At 41.2% G+C, this 18,580-nt stretch carries 14 protein-coding genes; 6 read left to right on the plus strand and 8 right to left on the minus strand.

Features of this window, described 5'->3' with window-relative positions:
- Window positions 1–1,131: 1,131 nt before the first annotated feature.
- The 4 genes from ABFX33_RS10630 to ABFX33_RS10645 form a co-directional block, all read right to left on the minus strand.
- On the minus strand, window positions 1,132–2,727 hold the full coding sequence (locus ABFX33_RS10630) for a M60 family metallopeptidase (protein WP_346086022.1): 1,596 nt from the start codon (window positions 2,725–2,727) through the stop codon (window positions 1,132–1,134).
- A gap of 296 nt (window positions 2,728–3,023) precedes the next feature.
- A complete protein-coding gene (lepB, locus tag ABFX33_RS10635) occupies window positions 3,024–4,601 on the minus strand; it encodes a signal peptidase I (protein ID WP_346086024.1) in 1,578 nt (525 codons plus the stop codon).
- Window positions 4,602–4,636: 35 nt separating this feature from the next.
- Window positions 4,637–5,371, minus strand: a complete 735-nt coding sequence (locus ABFX33_RS10640; RefSeq protein WP_346086026.1) for a hypothetical protein — start codon at window positions 5,369–5,371, stop codon at window positions 4,637–4,639.
- Window positions 5,372–5,615: 244 nt separating this feature from the next.
- Window positions 5,616–6,089: an LIC11966 family surface protein gene (locus tag ABFX33_RS10645; RefSeq protein WP_346086028.1), complete on the minus strand. Its 474-nt coding sequence runs from the start codon at window positions 6,087–6,089 to the stop codon at window positions 5,616–5,618.
- A gap of 265 nt (window positions 6,090–6,354) precedes the next feature.
- Here ABFX33_RS10645 and ABFX33_RS10650 point away from each other — a divergent pair, with 265 nt between their 5' ends.
- The 3 genes from ABFX33_RS10650 (at window position 6,355) to ABFX33_RS10660 (ending at window position 10,149) form a co-directional block, all read left to right on the plus strand.
- Entirely contained in the window at window positions 6,355–8,532 is a 2,178-nt protein-coding gene (locus ABFX33_RS10650; protein WP_346086030.1) for a TonB-dependent receptor, read from the plus strand.
- A 62-nt stretch (window positions 8,533–8,594) separates the two neighbouring features.
- Complete coding sequence (locus tag ABFX33_RS10655; RefSeq protein WP_346086032.1) at window positions 8,595–9,071, plus strand: DUF4625 domain-containing protein; 477 nt, start codon at window positions 8,595–8,597, stop codon at window positions 9,069–9,071.
- A 64-nt stretch (window positions 9,072–9,135) separates the two neighbouring features.
- Complete coding sequence (locus ABFX33_RS10660; protein WP_346086034.1) at window positions 9,136–10,149, plus strand: DUF4625 domain-containing protein; 1,014 nt, start codon at window positions 9,136–9,138, stop codon at window positions 10,147–10,149.
- 85 nt (window positions 10,150–10,234) lie between these two features.
- Here ABFX33_RS10660 and ABFX33_RS10665 read toward each other — a convergent pair whose 3' ends face one another.
- The 3 genes from ABFX33_RS10665 to ABFX33_RS10675 form a co-directional block, all read right to left on the minus strand.
- A complete protein-coding gene (locus tag ABFX33_RS10665) occupies window positions 10,235–10,684 on the minus strand; it encodes a PepSY-like domain-containing protein (protein WP_346086036.1) in 450 nt (149 codons plus the stop codon).
- A gap of 65 nt (window positions 10,685–10,749) precedes the next feature.
- Window positions 10,750–12,036 (minus strand): sensor histidine kinase, encoded by a 1,287-nt coding sequence (locus ABFX33_RS10670; protein ID WP_346086038.1) that lies wholly within the window; start codon window positions 12,034–12,036, stop codon window positions 10,750–10,752.
- Window positions 12,033–12,710: a response regulator transcription factor gene (locus tag ABFX33_RS10675; protein WP_346086040.1), complete on the minus strand. Its 678-nt coding sequence runs from the start codon at window positions 12,708–12,710 to the stop codon at window positions 12,033–12,035. Before ABFX33_RS10675 ends, ABFX33_RS10670 begins: the two co-directional genes overlap by 4 nt.
- Before the next feature lie 218 nt (window positions 12,711–12,928).
- On the opposite strand from ABFX33_RS10675, the gene ABFX33_RS10680 reads away from it, so the two are divergent.
- The 3 genes from ABFX33_RS10680 (at window position 12,929) to ABFX33_RS10690 (ending at window position 16,623) form a co-directional block, all read left to right on the plus strand.
- Window positions 12,929–13,789 (plus strand): helix-turn-helix domain-containing protein, encoded by an 861-nt coding sequence (locus ABFX33_RS10680; protein ID WP_120261064.1) that lies wholly within the window; start codon window positions 12,929–12,931, stop codon window positions 13,787–13,789.
- 120 nt (window positions 13,790–13,909) lie between these two features.
- On the plus strand, window positions 13,910–15,259 hold the full coding sequence (locus tag ABFX33_RS10685; RefSeq protein WP_346086043.1) for an amidohydrolase: 1,350 nt from the start codon (window positions 13,910–13,912) through the stop codon (window positions 15,257–15,259).
- Window positions 15,260–15,381: 122 nt separating this feature from the next.
- A complete protein-coding gene (locus ABFX33_RS10690; RefSeq protein WP_346086045.1) occupies window positions 15,382–16,623 on the plus strand; it encodes an amidohydrolase in 1,242 nt (413 codons plus the stop codon).
- Between the two features lie 125 nt (window positions 16,624–16,748).
- On the opposite strand, the gene ABFX33_RS10695 is transcribed toward ABFX33_RS10690, so the two are convergent.
- Window positions 16,749–18,572 carry a RagB/SusD family nutrient uptake outer membrane protein gene (locus tag ABFX33_RS10695; protein ID WP_346086047.1) on the minus strand — a complete coding sequence of 608 codons (1,824 nt, stop codon included), beginning with the start codon at window positions 18,570–18,572 and terminating at the stop codon, window positions 16,749–16,751.
- Window positions 18,573–18,580 lie beyond the last annotated feature (8 nt).

The following is an 18,580-nucleotide window of genomic DNA, read 5'->3' on the forward strand; positions in this document are numbered from 1 at the left end:
TTTGTTCTTATTTATTTCATTTTGCCGCTAACTCGCTGTGAACTTGGCGGATTCTTTTTGTGAAACAGGATCCCGGGGGGCTCCGGGGGACAAAAAAGGCGGGTTATATCAGAATATGCACTGGATCTGCAGTGGATAAGCCGTGGAAAGGCGGCGCAAGGGGATGGTGGAACCGCAGCGGATACGCAGTGGAAAGGCAGGATTGCCTATGGGCTAGACTTACGCCACAGCAGCGCAGAACCGGGGAATCCGGCGAAAAAGTCGCAGCAAGGCCAGCTATACGAAAAAAACAGTGAAGGGAGAAAAGTGCATGGGCAGCGGGAATCAGAACCGGAGAATGGACATCTCAGCGAACCCCTGAAAAACAGTTGCCCGGAACAGAAAAAAATCCGAGGGGACGGTCTCCAAGCCGGGATAACGGACAGGCGGCGGATAGACAGGCCTAAAAACCGCAGCAAAAAAAACCCACCACCATAGAAAAACAGCCCGAAAACAGGGGGGCTCAGGGTAAGGACAAATCCAGAGTTTAGTTAGGGTTTGTTTAGGTTTTAGCTAAACTAAACCTAACTAAATGCTAGCCTAATCGTAGACTACTACTACGTTAATATTGGAACTATCCTTAAAAAATACCGGAAGTGATATCCCTGAAGGCAAAAGCATTCTGTTTCGGAGCCGACCACTCGCAAAGGGATAGCCCTTGGGACTCGGGTGTACCTTAGTTTGGACAGCTTCTGGATGAATCCTTATTCTTTCCGTGGTGAGTCCATGCTGAGTCCGAGTCTAACACGCTTGAACAGCGGTAGCATTCCGGTCCAACCATACCAATATCTGCACTCAGACACCTTTAAAGTCCGATTTAGACCCAATTCAGGAGTAACCAAAAGCCGAACCATAGCGCCAAAAACACAAAAAAAACGCTAAACACGTGGACCAACTCGCCGGAAAACGCAGTTTTTTGAAACAAAAATGTGAATATTTTGCAAGAAGAAATGCGCTTAAAAACATAAAACTCCGAACAACAATAGTCGGCCCGGAGTTTTATCTGCTGATTATTATAGGAATTGGCTTAAAATAAGAAACTCCAAATTACTTTTCGCAATTCGGAGTTTCTTACTCCATACGTCGTCAATACTAATTATCTCTTAACGTAGTAAGATCTACTTTAGGTTGCGACAAGTTCATATTCTTAATAGCCTTCTTGCATTCATCAACCATTTCCTGCGTCATTGTATAAGTATACTTTCCGTAATCATCATACTCCAATATACCTATATAAAAGAATCCATACTTATCGAAGAAATCCGTCAGATCTATTTTGGCAACCTCACATGCTGTTTTAACAAAGTTTAATTGATGAACAGCTGGATTCCGCTCGCCCATCATCCTATCGGAGCTCCAATCCGAACGCCCTCTTCGTGAAGGTCTAACGCTATTCTGTTGACGAAAAGCCTCAAATAGATCAGCATAAAAATCTGGGCGTTTTCCGATTCCCTCAAAATATAACTGTAATTGCCAGAAAGGGATCAAACGATTAAACACATCCGGATCGGATAAATAGGAAATTCTCTTCTCAATAATACTGGATTTGGCTTTTTCAAAATTATCCTGCTCAGAAACCCGTGTTTTATTACCCAATGATCGTGTTACATATAAAGAAAACAGGTTATTGCTCACTTCACCAAGTCCACCCCAATTGAACATTGGTCGCGTTTGATGGACATGTCCTACTTCATGACTAAACCCCCAACAGGGATCTCCTTTAATTACCGAAGCAGGATCGACAACCATACCCATCGCATAACCGACTTTGTCACCCATATAGGCAACACCGTCCCCATCACGGAACATGTAATAATTATAATTTACCCGTGCAAGGATGCGATTCTTAGGAACTTTTTTATATTTTTCCAAACCCATCAATCGATGCTGTCTGAATACTAAAGAATCATAATTACTGATCAGTTCAACACCTCTTCCATAGGCATATTTTTTCATTGCCTCTATGGGATAAGCTGTTTGTATATGTTCGCCCTTTGCATCCATAATTGGAAAGACTGCATGATCAATCAGACTATCCCATTCTTTGTTCCCCTGTTTTTTTATATCAAAATATCCGTTTACCTGTCCTGTTGGAAAATGTACAGTAACAGGATTTTCTTTTTCAGGTTGGTCAGAGAAATAATCGATATAAGCTAAACTTCCAAAATCGTTGAGCTGGATAATATTCACGCCATTATGCAGCCTAAATTCTTGCTTTTCTAATCCCCAGCCCTTCGGATCTTCTGTAGGTTTGGTCGGATCCGGAGCTTTACGCAACCAATTTGGCACCACTAGGTTGACTTCTTTCCCATTTGCAATCCCATCCACAATCACAATATGCCGCCCTTCAGGAAGGTATACCCCAGTTATATTCTCATACTTACTATAGCCATCACCAATACTCAACTGATGACCCAATGTCGATGGATTCAGTAAGGCAGAATAAGTCGCATATCTATATTCCTTATTATATTTGCCATCTAGCATAGCTAAGGCTACCCTGCGCAATGTGGTGTCACCAATCTTGTCGATCTGCTTTTTCTTAATACCTTTTTTTAATTTTAATGCGAATGCATCTTCGAACACAGAAAGATCCGCATAGGTCTGCTTAAAATCCTGAGCAGATTGTGCCATTAGATTGACACTCAACAATAGCCCCGCCCCTAAGGCCATAAATTTATTTATCATATCGATTATTATTTTGGTTATATCTTTAATTTAGCTATTAACTGGTATACATCTAATTCATTCTATTTTCTATTCAACAGATCTAAAATCTACATTGTTCAACCACATAAAAAACATATGTTCTATTATATGAAAACTAATTCACCCTCGTCACTTGTGAAACTACAACCTTCACTGGATATATCCCAGCGACAAATGCATAAAAAGAAGATCTTGCATTACATAAAGCAATATAAATAGAAAGGGGATGGTCGTACAGGACCATCCCCTTTTCCTTGCACTTCATTTTTTTCCATTTAATGAATACCCTTGAAAATCCGGTTCCAACGTATTTTAGAAAGCCCTTTTCCATTTGTATTCCAGCTCATCCAGGTAAATAAGGCTTTACCCACAATATGATCCTCTGGAACAAAGCCCCAATCCCTTGCGTCCAACGAATTATGCCTGTTGTCCCCCATCATCCAATAGTAATCCATTTTAAAAGTGTATGAATCCGTCTTGCTACCATTCAAGTATAAGCCATCAGCTTTCTTCTCTAATCGGTTATGCTCATAAACCCGAATGGCGCGCTCGTAAAAAGGCAAGGTCTGTGCATTTAAAATAACTTTCATCCCCTTTTTTGGAATCACAAAAGGCCCAAAATTATCATAATTCCATTTGTACTGCGGATCGTTTGGAAACGTGTTGATCTGCGCTTCCCCTGGCTTAGCGATGTTCATCTGCACGGATTTGACATTCGACCATGATTTCACCATCTGAGCATGCTCTTGGGTTAGAAAAACAATATAGGCTCCCGGTTGAAGCATCTTTATCTCGATGCCCATATCTTTCATTCGCTGTTCATCCAACTCTGTCCCATCGGTCATCACGATATAATCCATCTGACTTTCTGGTGCGACAAAACCAGGTTGGTCATTTACGTATAATACAGCCTCTTTCATACTGATTTTATCACCCGGCATTCCAACACAACGTTTGATCAAATGCTCTCTTTTATCCACGGGACGTGTTTGAATGGTAAATTGCTGGTGCACGGCTTCATAACCCATTGAGCGCACCAAATCATAATAAGGTTGGTCTTGATTCTCTATCGCAACAGTATCCCCTGCTGGTGCATTAAATACGATAACGTCATTCCGCTTGATCTGCTGGAAACCTGGAAGCCGCTTGTATGGAAGCTCAATCAGCTCCGAGAAAGCTTTTCCACCAATAACGGGCATTGTGTGATGTGCAAAAGGAAATGCAATAGGTGTATTAGGGATACGTGGTCCATAATTCAATTTACTCACAAATAAATAGTCACCGATCAAAAGTGATTGCTGCATGGACCCCGAAGGGATCATAAAGGCCTCCAGTAGGAAACCTCGGATCAGTGTTGCTGCAACAGTTGCAAAAACGATCGCATCCGCCCATTCACGGACCATGGATTTCTTATAGGGATACTTGACTTTGAATTCATTGTAGGATTCGTGCAGCAAGCCCAGCTGGATTTCCTTTGTCACTACCTTTCCTTCGCCGGATGCCATTTTAATCTTTTTGGCATAAATTCCATTGAGAAACTGAACATTTTTATCTCGCCCCCATAGCGGTAATACGATAAAAGGTATTAATACCGCAGCGCAGTTTTCCCAGAATCTTCTTTTGCCAAAACAATGGATAAAATCGAGGTATAAATTATAAAAGACAAAGACATTCACAATGGGAACGATCAACAACACAATATACCAAACAGGTCTATTGGTGATCTGCCCTTGAATCCATTGACTATAAACCGGAACGATACCTTCCCAACCACGACGTCCCGCTTTTTCAAATAAAAGCCAAAAACCATAAGCTGCGATAATGGTCAGTACTATAAAAACAATAAGCCCCATATTTTCTTTTTTATCGAAATGTAACTAGATCAACGTTAATAAATAAACAACCTGGATGAATCCAACGGAGATTCTTTCGCGCGCTGTAACTCATTGTATCTCATAATATATTTGATAAATACATCATAATTATATTTCTGTTCTTTTTCAAATTCGGCAAATAATTCGGGTTCATCATTTATCAGACGCCCCAATGTCAGTGTGCGTTTCTTTTTGTTTCCACTAAATAAGCCACTCGAATTACTGTTTATTTCAATCACCTCACCTGTTGCTTTCTTGAGCGCATAAGCATATTTTGACTTCGTAAATCCGACACCAATCATTGGTGCAGCTCCCCCACTACCAATCATCATTCCACCACTGCCTCCAAAATGTAATTCGGAAACAAAGTAGGCCATAATTTCGCCATCGACAAGCACTTCTGCAAAAGTCGGTTCCAGGTCTTGCGCCTTTCGGATCTGATAGGTCTGCGGAGATGTCCCCGGAACGGGATCCAGCCCATTTTCGACATAGGATGGTGCATACACCTTCTTTTTGGATTGCCAATAAGCACGAAACACCTGATCGGGGGTAAAAGTCAACTTTTCTTTTTGTAGGTTTTCAAATTTCAGCTTACGATCCTTAACCGAAGAGATCTTTCCATACAACGTATCCGCATTCATCAATACGAGGTAATCTACATTTTTTTCATCCTTTTGCGCTTGTACTACAGCTGAACTACATAAAAAAAACAAGAAAAAAACAATCCTAAAATTTGATATCAGTCTCATAAACCACTATTTATACCTGTAAAGCTACATAAAAATACATGATTCAGCTATAATTCTTCCAGCTTTAACCTTTCTTAAGTAAATCTGTTTCCCGGAGTGATTGCTATTTTATCCTGTCCTGATTATGCGATGGCAAAAGACAAACTTATAGCGAACATCGACAACCGATCAATATGCTGATTTATAAAAAAAAGCTGTTCCAAAATATTTGGAACAGCTCATTTTATCTGCTTAAAATTAGACCTTACCCTTTATGTTTACCCTCAAATTCAGTAGAAGCTTTGTTTACTCCATTGCTCATGTTTTCAAAGGCTTTATTTATATTATCAAGCAATGCTGATTCTGTAGTCGCGTCAGGGGTTTTGCTTTTACGCAATTCGATCAGTTTTGGATAATCCTCGGTCACAATTTTTTTATAACCATTCAGCCCCTCGAGCACCGCTTTCTGAAAGCTGGCATCACCTTTAAAATCACCTAAATCTTCTACTTTTTTAATATCATCGTCCAAGGATTTTCCCCAATCCGCGCGTACCTGTTCCGCCTTTACATAATCAGCGGCATTCATGGCAGCATTCATCGCCTCAATATGCTTTTCACTTCCATTGATGACAGTGATAATTGAATTGTTATACGTCGCAGGATCCTTCACTCCTGAACCACAACTTGAGATCGCCAGCACCGCTACGGTCAAGACGCCTGTTATAAATTGTTTCATCATTGTTGTTATATTTTATGGTTTACGTGTCTTTTTGTTTATAAACGTCCCTTACCCCTTCTTTCGTTTACACATTATGCCCGCTTCTTTACAATAACCTAATCAACTTACCCAAAGATAGTTGAGTTTAAATATTTTTTTTATCACTGAATTCAGGGATTTATTCCTGCAATCATATTGTGCAACATAGTTGCTTTTAATATTTCTTTACTTATATTTGTTGCAACTTAATTGCAACACAAGATTTATAACAAACCCAACTCAGTTAATGAACAGACGTACGATCTTCTCACTTCTATTTACCTATAGTATCTTACATCCCGCTTGTGCGCAAGAAAAAGCAGCAAAGACAATTGGGTTAAAGGAGGTATATATTGAAGGAGGACGCTATAAAAAATCAGCTGAAGGGGCAATGTCCATAGATGTTCTGACGAGTGATTCATTACAGAAATATCAGGCGGGCAGTTTGATGCAAACTTTAAGCCGACTTCCGGGTGTCAATGCCATAGGCATTGGTGCAAGTCAATCCAAGCCGCAAATCCGAGGTCTCGGCTTTAATCGGGTGGCCACTGTCGAAAATGGAATTAAGCATGAAGGACAACAATGGGGGCTGGATCATGGACTGGAAATTGATCAATACAGCATTGGCACTGCTGAAATTATTAAAGGAGCAAGTTCATTTATGTATGGATCAGATGCTATTGGTGGGGTCATCCGTTTGTCCTCGCCAACAGAACTCCAAGAAAACGGATTGAAAGGTCATGTCAATTTATTGACCAGATCCAATAATGCCACCTATGGAGGTTCGCTACAACTACAGGGTAGGAATGGCAATTGGGTTTTTGGTGGCGGGGCAACACATTTGGGCTACGCTGACTATCGTGTACCGACCGACACGGTATATGTTTACAACTATGCTGTCAGGTTAAAAGATCGACAGGTTCGCAATACCGCAGGACAAGAGACCAGTTTTCAACTTCGAGGCGGTTATATCTCCGATCGATTTTCCTCTATCTTTTATCTGAGCAACTACCATACTAAAATCGGATTTTTCGCCAATGCGCATGGTTTAGAGCCACGGGGTGTAGATACAGCGCTGTATGACCGTTCTGATCGCGATATCCTCTATCCAAGTCAACATGTTAATCATTTTAAACTCATTAGCCGAAATTACATCGCTCGGGACGCCCATAAGATCTGGGTGGATCTGGGTTACCAAAGAAATTATCGCCAGGAATTCAACAACTATACGGCACATGGGTATATGCCTCCAGTTTACCCACAGGACATGACCATTCCGATGAATCTCGAACGACTGTATGATAAAGAGATCTATCATATGACAGTAAAAGATGAATTTGTCTTGGCTGCACATCGACTCACTATAGGAGGTAATGCGGAGTATCAACTTAACAATATCGATGGATGGAGCTTCCTTATTCCTGCTTATAGACAAAAAGCACTAGGTCTATTTATCCACGATCAGTATCCAATAAACGAACAAACCATACTCTATGGTGCCTTACGTTATGATTACAGCAATATCCACAGTTCGCCTTATCAGGACTGGTTTGCATCCAAACTGGAAAACAATCAATCTGCCAATATCGTTAGGGCGGATGAACTTCGTCGTAGTTTCAATAGCCTCGTTTGGTCTGTTGGAGCAACACGGCAAATGGGTTTATGGGAAGCAAAATTGAACGTTGGTAAAAGTTTTCGGGGACCTATTGCACAGGAATTGGCCGCCAATGGTGTGAACTATCATTATTTCAGTTATGAAAAGGGGGATGCGTCTCTTTCTCCCGAGCAATCCTACCAAATGGACTTATCTGTAGCTCGGCGCACTGGAAATACATATATTGCTTTCACCCCTTTTTTCAACTATTTTTCCAATTACATCTATCTCAATCCTACATCAGGTTATGACCAATTTTATGGTGCCGGCAACCAAATATTTGAATATTCCCAAAGCAAAGTACGGCGTTATGGTGCTGAACTAAAAGTGGAGTATCGTCCTTTAACCCATTGGAAAGTAGAATTATTGGGTGAATATGTTCGATCCGAACAACTTTCGGGCAGCAAGAAAGGTTATACTTTACCCTTCTCTCCTGCCCCTTCACTTGTATTGGATCTCAGTTGGTTGCCCAAAAGTAGCACCTATTTTAAGGAGTCTTACCTCTCTTTGGATTCCAAATGGACAGCTAACCAAAAGCATATTGTCCCACCAGAAGAAAAAACAAAAGGTTATCAAATCCTCAATTTCAGAGCAGGAACACAGCTGGTCTTGGGCAGATCAGCTCTTCAATTGCGCTTACAAGTTCAGAACATTTTTGATACAAAATATATGGATCACACTAGTTTCTACCGATTGATCTCACTCCCTGAACAGGGACGAAATATCATCTTATCTGTTGGGATCCCTTTCGGAAAGCAAAACCGAAGCTAACAAACTCATTGATACAATAAATACACAAGTGCTAACTCATCATGATAAAAATAAATATACATATGCAAACACTCAAAAAATATGGAATCATAGCCTTCATTGCGGCCTCTGCCATCGCTTGTAAAAAGGATAAGGAAAGTATTGATACCGAAAAACCAACAATTGATATCAGTGCAGCGACTGCCTTTCCGAAACAATGCAGCCAAATCAGACGTGGATCCAGTTTTACGTTCCGTGCAAAACTATCCGACAATGTTGCCTTAGGCAGCTACAGTATTGACGTTCATCATAATTTTGACCATCATTCACACAGTACCGAAGTGGAGGAATGTACATTAGAGCCTATCAAGAAACCCGTCAAACCTTTTGTCCTGGTCAAGTCTGTCAATATACCGGGACAACCACAACAGTATGATGCACAATTTCAGATTGATGTCCCTTCAGATGTCGATCCCGGAAACTATCACTTTATGATCCAAGTGACGGATCAATCTGGCTGGAGTATCCAGCGTGGCATCAGTGTCCGTATCATTGAATAACAGCAACTTAACAGACAAAATACGTCAATTATTTTTTATCACAAAATTTACAAACCCAATGAACATGAAAACTCGAAACATTCACTTTTTATTCTTGTTTACAGCACTTTTCTTTGGCTTCTTGTCTTCTTGTAAGAAAGACAACGCCGATATTCCTGTCACAACAAAACCTACGATCGGCACCCTAGAAATCGGATCTGACAATAATAAAACAGTCAAAGCCGGAACAGACCTCCATCTTGAAGGTGATATTATAGCTGAAGCGCTTATCGACAAGATTGAGATCGAAATCCATCAGGATGGTGGATCCTTCAAATTTGCCAAAATTTATACCGACGAGAAATATGTTGGCAAAAAAAATGTGACTTTTCATGAGCACATCGACATACCATCTGAAGTTCCTGCTGGCCAATATCATTTTCATTTTACTGTAACCGATAAGGCCGGAAATGCGACGACTGTAGAATCTCCTTTGACCATACAGGGCGCGGACGCTAAAGTCGCCTTTAAACTTGTCTTTACTGAAGTTGATGCGCATGCGCATGGTGACCATTTCCACGACATTGCGGATAAGTCTGGTGTAGAACCCTTTTCAGTAAGCTTCGACAACAATGGTAAGGCATTAGGAGATGGTCACGCACACTTAAAGCCAGCGGGTGTTTATAAAATTGACTTCAAACAATTTGATGCCACTGGTCAGGAAATTCAGGGACAATATATTAAAGATAAAGCAACAGCCACTTTATACAAAGCCTTTTTGACCGGGGGTACCTTTGTTTTAAATTCTGGCAATATCTTAACAGGCGCTATTTTTCAACCAAAAGAGGCGACTTACGGTGATGGTTCGGCAGTAACAGGCGCTATTGAGACCACTGGTATTACGACTTATTTTACAGCCGGGAAAGACAATGCTGGTGAAAAAGAGGTTGCCTTCGTTCTACGTAAATTTAAGGATTCCGCAACCAAAGCTACTATTACCCGTGCAGATTGGAATCGTACTGATTATGTTGCCAAATATCCCGGGGATGACATTATTCGCCTATCTTTTGAATTACATGCCGAAGAAGGTGAAGATTAATTAAGGGAAATAATCGTTTAAATAAAAAACACCTGGTTAGGAATGCTAACCAGGTGTTTTTGCTAAGCTAAACTAGCTGTTCAGATTAATCTCTTATTTTACCCAATATACTCCCTTGTGTATCGACGACAAGTTTCCATTCGTCTGTCCGACTTTTTACTTCGAACGCATACGTAATCTTTTGTTCCTCAGTGATCTTTTTTACATCTTCTATACGATAGCCCGGAAAATCCTTTTTCACTTTTGCAATAACAGCTTTTGGTAAATCATTTTTGGCAAGTTCTTCTTTGTGACGCACAATCTTCCCATTACTTTGAATCCATACCTCATGATCTGTACCGAACAAACCCGTTTCGAACTCGGCTTCATATAGTCCTGCTTTCAGTTCCCATTCTACCCCTTTGGCTTTGGGAAATTTCTGTTGAAAACTATTCACCACCACAGCAGGTACCTGACTTTGGGGAATATCCTGAGCAAAAGCTCCAATTGTTGAGAGTGCAAGAATACATGCACTTAATATCATTTTACCGTTCATGACTTTACTATTTTTAATGTATTACAAAGTAAAACCATGATTCTGTAAAGATTTGGGAATGTTATTTATTCGGGGCGAAAATCTAGCTTAAATATATGTTGATTCTTTTCATAATGATAGGAAATAGAAAAACCATATAAACTACATATTGCCTGAACGATCGCCAGGCCCAGCCCAGTACCTTTGGACGAAGCATCCGATTTATAAAACCTCGAAAACACATGCTCCTTATCCAAAGCAGCCTGTCGGCTCGTATTCGCCACGACAAATGTATTTTCAGTAATCGCTATGTTTACCTCTCCTCCCTCCATATTATGAAACAATGCATTACGGATCAAATTTGATACAATGATATTAGCCAGAGCGCTATCTAATCGTACATTCAATTCATCTTTTTGATCGACATTGATCCTAACATTTTTAAAGGCGGCAACATCTTCTAGTTCATCGGTGATAAGTGTGACAAGCTGATTGATTGAGAGATCCTCGTTGTTCAGGAATTGTTTGTTCTCAATCTTGCTGAGCAGCAATAATGATTTATTCAATCGAACCAATCTTTCAGCAGTATTCAATACTTCGGCGATTGTATTCGACTGTTCAGGCTGTAGCCCGCCAGTTTCGGCCATCATTTCTAACTTATTGATCATAATGGCTAGAGGCGTCTGCAACTCATGTGATGCATTGCCAATAAACTGTTTCTGCTGTTCATACGTTTCCTCATTATGATGGATTAAGGTCCTTACAGCAAGCTGTAAATCATTAAACTCCTGGATATTGGTATCCATAGCAGGCTTATCGCCAGATTTTCCCAGCCGGAATTTAGTCAATTGATCTAAGAACCGATATAGCGGGCTCCATAATCGCTGTATGACGACTCTATTGATTGAGACAATACTGACGACCAAGAGTATAAATAAAATCAGGACGGAATAAAACAGGTTTTTGATTAAATCGCTTTCCTCGATCATCGAATTGATAATTGATAATTCGTAGTAGTGTCCCTTATGCTCAAACGCAGTCGTCAACATACGTACGGGCTCCAATTCAGGCTCCGGATCATCATCATCCTGCATATAAAGCATGGTATCTTTATATACATTCTGCATTTTGATGGCCTGTTGCTCAGAAATTTCACGGACCTTATAATTGTTAATGCCAAATTCCAGATCCGGAGATACAATTGCCTCAGAAGCTAGTTCCTGAATAATTAAGCGTTTTTGATTCTCCAATTCCTCATCGATATTGTCATGGATTACTTCCAGCATAAATAAATAAAAGATGGTCGACCATAACGCAATGACGACCAGTACCGAAATAGAGAGATATTTGAGCGTTTGATTGGCTAATTTCATTTTTCAACAAGTTTATATCCTATCCCGTAGACCGCTTCAAAATCAACTTCCGCCTTTTCCGCCAAAAATTTCTTTCGCAAATTCTTGATCTGTGAATAGATAAAATCGAGGTTATCTGCCTGATCTGTATTATCTCCCCAAACATGTTCTGCCAATGCATTCTTGCTGACAAGACGGTTTTTATTCAGTAAAAAGTAATTGAGGATATCAAATTCCTTTCTATTCAGGGGAACAGCCTCGCCGTTAATCGAAAGACTGCGCTCATGCAGATCAAGCACGAGATTACCCATCTCCAATGTGTTTTTACCATCCCGCTGTTTTCTGCGCAACACAGCCTTAATCCGCGCATTTAATTCGGCAATATGAAAGGGTTTGGTCAGATAGTCATCCGCTCCGAGCTCGAGTCCCTTTAGCTTGTCATCCAACGAATCTTTTGCAGAGATAATAATAACATTATCCGACTTACCCTCTTTTTTCAGCAGATCCAATACCTGTAGCCCACTCCCGCCCGGAAGCATGATATCCAATAAAATACAATCATAATCATAGACCGACACCTTATCCAGCGCAGATCTAAAATCGCTAGCGGTCTCTACGATATAATCCTCTTTGATCAGCGAGCCCTTTACTATTTCTCTCAATTCCGCTTCGTCTTCAATTACAAGTACTTTCATTGGATTATTGTTTTTTTTATTACCGAACTTCCATACTGTTTAACTCCAGTATATTGCTTTCATCGCTACAAATGTATTCCGAATTTAGGAAAGAATTAGGAAAATGACTACTGTTAGTTGCCTGCAGCAACACCGTGCAGATCGAATAGCCTGTTTATTTTTACGTATTAGCGAAAAAACAAAGCGCATTTCGTATTTTAGATCGGATAAGATCTACTATGGACAAACGAAATGCTAATATCTGGGCACCTGTCATTGGACTGGACGGTTTCCGCAAAGAACAGACCGCCGGACGTGAAGAGCTTCTTTTCAATGAATTACATGGAGAAAGGCTAATAGACAAGCCCCATAAGCACGATTTTTTTATTATCAATTTATTTGACAAAGCTTCTGGTGTACATACCATCGATTCCATAGATTATCCCATTAAAGACCATCAGGTGCATGTACTATTCCCGGGTCAGATGCACAAATGGCATGTGTATGCTGGAACTATTGGCTACCAATTAATGATCGAACGGTCGTTTTTCGAGCATTTTGCGCCCTTCTTTCGCTTTTCCTTTACCAATTATCAGAATCATCCGGTAATCGACCTGACCAAGGAGGCCTTCATTCAGCTGCATTATGAATTTGAATCTGTCAAAAAGGAATTGGAACGGGAGCATTCACTGATTCCCTTGATTACGGCCCGTGCGGGTGTTATTGCGGCCATTGTCAGTAGAGAAGCAGAGCATGTCTTCACCGAATTTAAAGTCTATCAATCCGTCCCTCGGCTTGCCAAATTTAACATGCTGATAGATGAGTTTTTCAGAGCACAAAAAATGGTCGCATTCTATGCAGATAAGCTTCATATTTCGCCAAACTATCTTAATATTCTGTGTAAAAAACATCTGAAAATCTCCGCTACCCAGCTTATCCACCAACGAATCTGTGTTGAAGCAAAACGTCTTCTCCAAAGTACGGAATCCTCCATTAAGGAAATTACGTTTGAATTGGGCTTTGCAGATCAAGCCTATTTTTCTAATTTCTTTAAACAACAGACTGGCGTAAGTCCCAGTGATTTTAGAGAAAAAAGATAAATCGCACAAGAAATGGCAGAAATTGCCCAGTAATACTGAAGTCCGCCTTGTGTAACTTTGTAAAAGGCTGATCAATTTTATTGATCGGTCATATAGATTGTAACGTAAATAGGAAATAAAATGAAACCAATAGCTCTTACACGCAAGGAATTTATACGGAACTCTGCCCTGGCACTTGCTGGAGCAACATTGATCCCAGGTATGCTATTAGCAGAAGAAGCTGGCCAACTCGCCCATCAGCAGGTTTTGGACGGACATCAAGGCAAAAAAAGTTATACCCTCAAGAATGTTCTATTGGAAACAGGTTTTGAGTATGATGGAAATGGCAATGTCATCTCTACAAAAACCGGTCTTTTCTCTGTGCATATCGAAGCAGGAAAAATCAAAAAAATAAGCGCCAACAGTACTGATGCGAATGCCATTGATGCAAAGGGACGATTGATGCTTCCTTCTTTTAGAGACATGCACATTCATCTAGACAAGACATTCTATGGTGATAAATGGCAAGCTGTACGACGAGGTGCAGGTGGTGTAAAAGGAATGATTGCACTCGAACAACAAATCCTCCCTGAGCTACTGAAAAATTCGACCTATAAAGCGGAAAAACTAATTGAATTACTACAATCCAAGGGCACAGCCTTCGCACGGAGCCATGTAAACATAGAACCTACATCTAAGTTAGATTCGCTCCGTCATCTGCAACTTGCACTGGAAAACAAAAAAAATAGTTTCGGAGCAGAGCTGGTTGCCTTTCCGCAACATGGCGTATATTACACGGATACTGTACCTTACCTGAAGGAGGCTGCGAAGACCAATATTGATTTTATCGGCGGAGTGGATCCTTTTAGTATAGACGGTGCCATTGAGAAAACAATGGATTTCACTGTTCAGCTGGCACTGGATCACAACAAAGGGATTGATATCCATTTACATGAGTCCGGGGAATCAGGACTAAAAACGGTTGAGTATCTGATCAAAAAAGTAAATGAAAACCCCGCATTGAAAGGCAAGACCTTCCTCAGCCATTGTTTTGTATTGGGAAGACTGGAAAAAGCCAAACAACAGGAAATGGCAGAAAAGCTTGGTGCAGCACAGATTGGTATTGTTTCGACCATTCCTTTTGCTGGCCTAATTATGCCTATCCCCACACTGATGGAAAATAACGTCACCGTGATGACTGGAAATGACAGTATTGTCGATCATTGGAATACCTTTGGAACAGGAAGTGTCCTTCAAAAAGCTAATATGGCAGCACAAGTATATGGTCAGGTCACAGAGTATGGCTTGTCACGTATGCTAAAACTGGCCACAGCAGGCCCGATTCCTTTGGATGACAAAGGAAAACAGCAATGGCCTAAACCCGGCGATGATGCAAACATCGTACTCATCGATGCGAGCTGTTCGGCAGAGGCTATTTCACGGATTTCGCCCGTAGGATCCCTTATCTATCAGGGCAATATTGTCTATTAGGCTGCTAACAAACGAATACTACACAACAGATTTTTTTAACACAATGGCGGTCAATTGCTTTCTATAAGCTTTTGATTGCTCCATTGTGACATACAATTGCTATTCAAACAGTATCAAACATCATGTCAACTCCATATGCAGCCCCGCTAAAGGGCAATTATACACTAAAAAATGTCCTCCTTGAAACAAGCTTTGTTTCGGATGAACGGGGGGTAAAAGCAACAAAAACCGAACTCTTTTGCATAGAAGTTAATGCTGGAAAAATTACAAAGATATTTCCAAATGATCCAAATCTCGCTACAGCAGTTGATGCGAAGGGATACTTGATGCTGCCCGCTTTCAGCGATATGCATGTCCATCTGGACAAGACACTTTATGGACTTCCATGGCAAGCACAATCTCCAAAGAAAAGAACGGTGCTTGAGATGATTGCTTATGAACAGGAGATTATCCCTGAATTACTTCAGACATCGACCAAACGGGCAGAGCAACTTATTGACCTGCTGCAAAGCTATGGTACCACCTTTGCCCGGACACATTTTAACGTCGACACCACTTCTGGGCTTCGTTCTTTGGAAAACCTCCAAAAAGCACTGGACAGCCGCAAGGAGAGTTTCAAGGCAGAATTAGTTGCCTTTCCGCAACATGGATTTTTCTATACCGACTCCGCTCCTTTGATGAAAGAAGTTGCACGGATGGATCATGTAGCCTATATCGGTGGCGTAGATCCTTATGGGATAGATAAAAATATTGAAAAAGTACTCGATTATACTGTAAAACTAGCCCTTGACAATAACAAAGGGATTGATATCCACTTGCATGACGGTGGAAAAGAAGGGATACACACGATTGAATACCTTGCCGAACAAGCGCTTCAGAATCCGAAGCTACAGGGACGCACCTTTGTCAGTCATGCCTTTGTGTTGGCTCAGTTACCACTAGCTGAAGTAGAACGCATTGCCGAAAAATTGGCTGCTGCCAAAGTCGGTATTGTCTCTTCCATTCCATTCGGTGACTTAGTCATGCCCATCCCAACATTATTGAAACAGGGGGTTGAAGTGTTGGTGGGAAATGACAACGTACAGGACTATTGGAGCACTTTTGGCCCCGGAAGCATGTTGGCAAAAGCCAATTTAATGGCCGAAATATACGGTTGGAGATCTGAGTTTGAGTTATCAAGGACACTTCGCTTTGCAACACACAATACCTTGCCATTGGATGACAAAGGCAATATGCAATGGCCCAAAGCGAATGACAGCGCTGAGTTTGTGCTGATCGACGCAAGCTGTTCAGCAGAAGCTGTTTCGCGTGTATCTCCCACCATGGCCCTTGCACATGAAGGTGCACTTCACTGGAAAAAATAACCCCCTACATTATACCATGAAAAACAGAAAGGCTGGGTGTTAAAAACACCCAGCCTTTTTACAAAGTACACCTAGCCGCCATAGACTCTGGCACAGCAGGTTAAAATACCTAAAACTGCGACAGATTACCAGCCTGGATTTTGTTTCAAGTTAGTATTCAAAGTCAATTGATTGGTCGGTATCGGCATCAAATAATCCCGGTCTACTTTAAATTTAAAACCCTGTGTCCCGCCATTCAATGTTTTCTTAAATATTCGGATATAACCCTTTGCATCTGTTTCCAAAGAGGCAACCCTCTCATCAAATTTAGCCTGTCTCGACAGATCAGGAGTAGCTTCGGGTAAATAATCAGCAAATTTGAACCCAACCCAATATGCTTTTTTTGCCCCTACTGGTTCTTTTCCGACAATAAGCTCCCCAGCGGCAGCCCAACGGAAGATATCATCGACCCGAAATCCTTCGCAGGCCAGTTCCACTTTCCGTTCGCGACGTACAGCCTGTATAATCGCTGTCAACGTTGAGAATTCGAAATTAGGATCTTTGGCTACGCCAGTTGTCAAACCAGGCATTCCCACACGCCCACGTAATTTATTGATACTCTTATCCAAATCGCTTTGATTTATTGTTCCAAGTTCAGCTTTCGCTTCTGCATAATTCAGCAGCACCTCGCCATAACGGAAATAAATCAACGCTTGTAAACCTTGTCCAGCTGCCCTTGCATCCGCATAACGGAAGTTATGCCCTTTATAGATCTGATACCCCGTTGGACAAGATTCTTCCGAATCCCAACCATCAAAAGCAGGTGCTGTGAAATATATAATCGGGCTTGCCTTATCCCATCTATAATGTTTTTTGTCATTGATCTGAATCGTCTGTCCCAGACGTGGGTCACGGTTTTCTACGATTTTCTGTAAAGAACTATCGTCGTACCCCGCAGCAACAGGCGTCCCATCTGCTTTAAGGTAGGAGTCAACCAAATTCTTAGTTGCTCCCCTTCCCGCGCCATTTGCCGAGTAGCGATCCCAGATACTATTCACAGCGCCGGCTTCATATTTACGCCAAAACATGACCTCTTTACTTGTACTATAGTTCTCCTGATTAAATAGATCTCTATATCCATTCTCAACCCCTACATTGTCCAAAGCAGGATATCCTGTAGATTCTGAAAGGGCAATCAACTGACCGGACACTGCAGCTGCTTTTTCCAAAAATTGCTGACTTTTATTTACTGCAGGCCTAAAATTGTCTGCTGCATGGTATTTCTCCCAGGTACCTTCGTATAAAGCGATACGTGATTGCAATGCCATCGCGGTTTCTTTCGTCAGACGCCCGGTCCATCCGCCTTTACCACTAGGTAGATAATCCACCGCTTTATCTAAATCGGCCAGGATATTTTCTACAATCTGGTTACGTGGAATACGTGCAGCTTTAAGAACTTCCGAATCCATTCCAACGGTGGTCTCCGCCCAAGGCAAATCGCCATAGTTCTTTAGCTTGGTAAAATAAAATCCAGCGCGGAAAAAGAGCGCCTCACCAACATATTGTTTTACCGCATCAAAAGAGGTCACAGCCTCTACGGTTTTATAATGATCTAAAAAGTAATTAATACTACGCAACGCTGCCCAATCATCGGTTCCCCAGCCATCATTATCATCGGCAATTGTTTTCTCCGCATTCATCCGTGTATTATAGATATACCGCACTTCGGTATCACTGCCGTTATCGGCATCCCAGCCATATGGACCAATTGACCCCCAGCCATCTTCTCTGGCCAACAGATCATTTCGATCATATAAACTATTGACATATAGTTTGAGGTCATTGGTTGTTTTCCAATAATTCGCATCGCTTATTTTATCCAGCGGTTGCCGCTCCAAAAAGTCATCATTACAGGATATATTTAATGACATCAAAGCGAGCGCTAAACCAAAATATTTTATCGTTTTCATTTTTCCTA

It is taken from the genome of Sphingobacterium ginsenosidimutans (genome assembly GCF_039536865.1).
GTDB lineage: Bacteria > Bacteroidota > Bacteroidia > Sphingobacteriales > Sphingobacteriaceae > Sphingobacterium > Sphingobacterium detergens.

Bases quoted from the DNA above. Each gene is read 5' to 3' on its own strand.
- ABFX33_RS10630 (WP_346086022.1), bottom strand. From the start codon at position 2,727: ATGATAAATAAATTTATGGCCTTAGGGGCGGGGCTATTGTTGAGTGTC.
- lepB (WP_346086024.1), bottom strand. From the start codon at position 4,601: ATGGGGCTTATTGTTTTTATAGTACTGACCATTATCGCAGCTTATGGT.
- ABFX33_RS10640 (WP_346086026.1), bottom strand. From the start codon at position 5,371: ATGAGACTGATATCAAATTTTAGGATTGTTTTTTTCTTGTTTTTTTTA.
- ABFX33_RS10645 (WP_346086028.1), bottom strand. From the start codon at position 6,089: ATGATGAAACAATTTATAACAGGCGTCTTGACCGTAGCGGTGCTGGCG.
- ABFX33_RS10650 (WP_346086030.1), top strand. From the start codon at position 6,355: ATGAACAGACGTACGATCTTCTCACTTCTATTTACCTATAGTATCTTA.
- ABFX33_RS10655 (WP_346086032.1), top strand. From the start codon at position 8,595: ATGCAAACACTCAAAAAATATGGAATCATAGCCTTCATTGCGGCCTCT.
- ABFX33_RS10660 (WP_346086034.1), top strand. From the start codon at position 9,136: ATGAAAACTCGAAACATTCACTTTTTATTCTTGTTTACAGCACTTTTC.
- ABFX33_RS10665 (WP_346086036.1), bottom strand. From the start codon at position 10,684: ATGAACGGTAAAATGATATTAAGTGCATGTATTCTTGCACTCTCAACA.
- ABFX33_RS10670 (WP_346086038.1), bottom strand. From the start codon at position 12,036: ATGAAATTAGCCAATCAAACGCTCAAATATCTCTCTATTTCGGTACTG.
- ABFX33_RS10675 (WP_346086040.1), bottom strand. From the start codon at position 12,710: ATGAAAGTACTTGTAATTGAAGACGAAGCGGAATTGAGAGAAATAGTA.
- ABFX33_RS10680 (WP_120261064.1), top strand. From the start codon at position 12,929: ATGGACAAACGAAATGCTAATATCTGGGCACCTGTCATTGGACTGGAC.
- ABFX33_RS10685 (WP_346086043.1), top strand. From the start codon at position 13,910: ATGAAACCAATAGCTCTTACACGCAAGGAATTTATACGGAACTCTGCC.
- ABFX33_RS10690 (WP_346086045.1), top strand. From the start codon at position 15,382: ATGTCAACTCCATATGCAGCCCCGCTAAAGGGCAATTATACACTAAAA.
- ABFX33_RS10695 (WP_346086047.1), bottom strand. From the start codon at position 18,572: ATGAAAACGATAAAATATTTTGGTTTAGCGCTCGCTTTGATGTCATTA.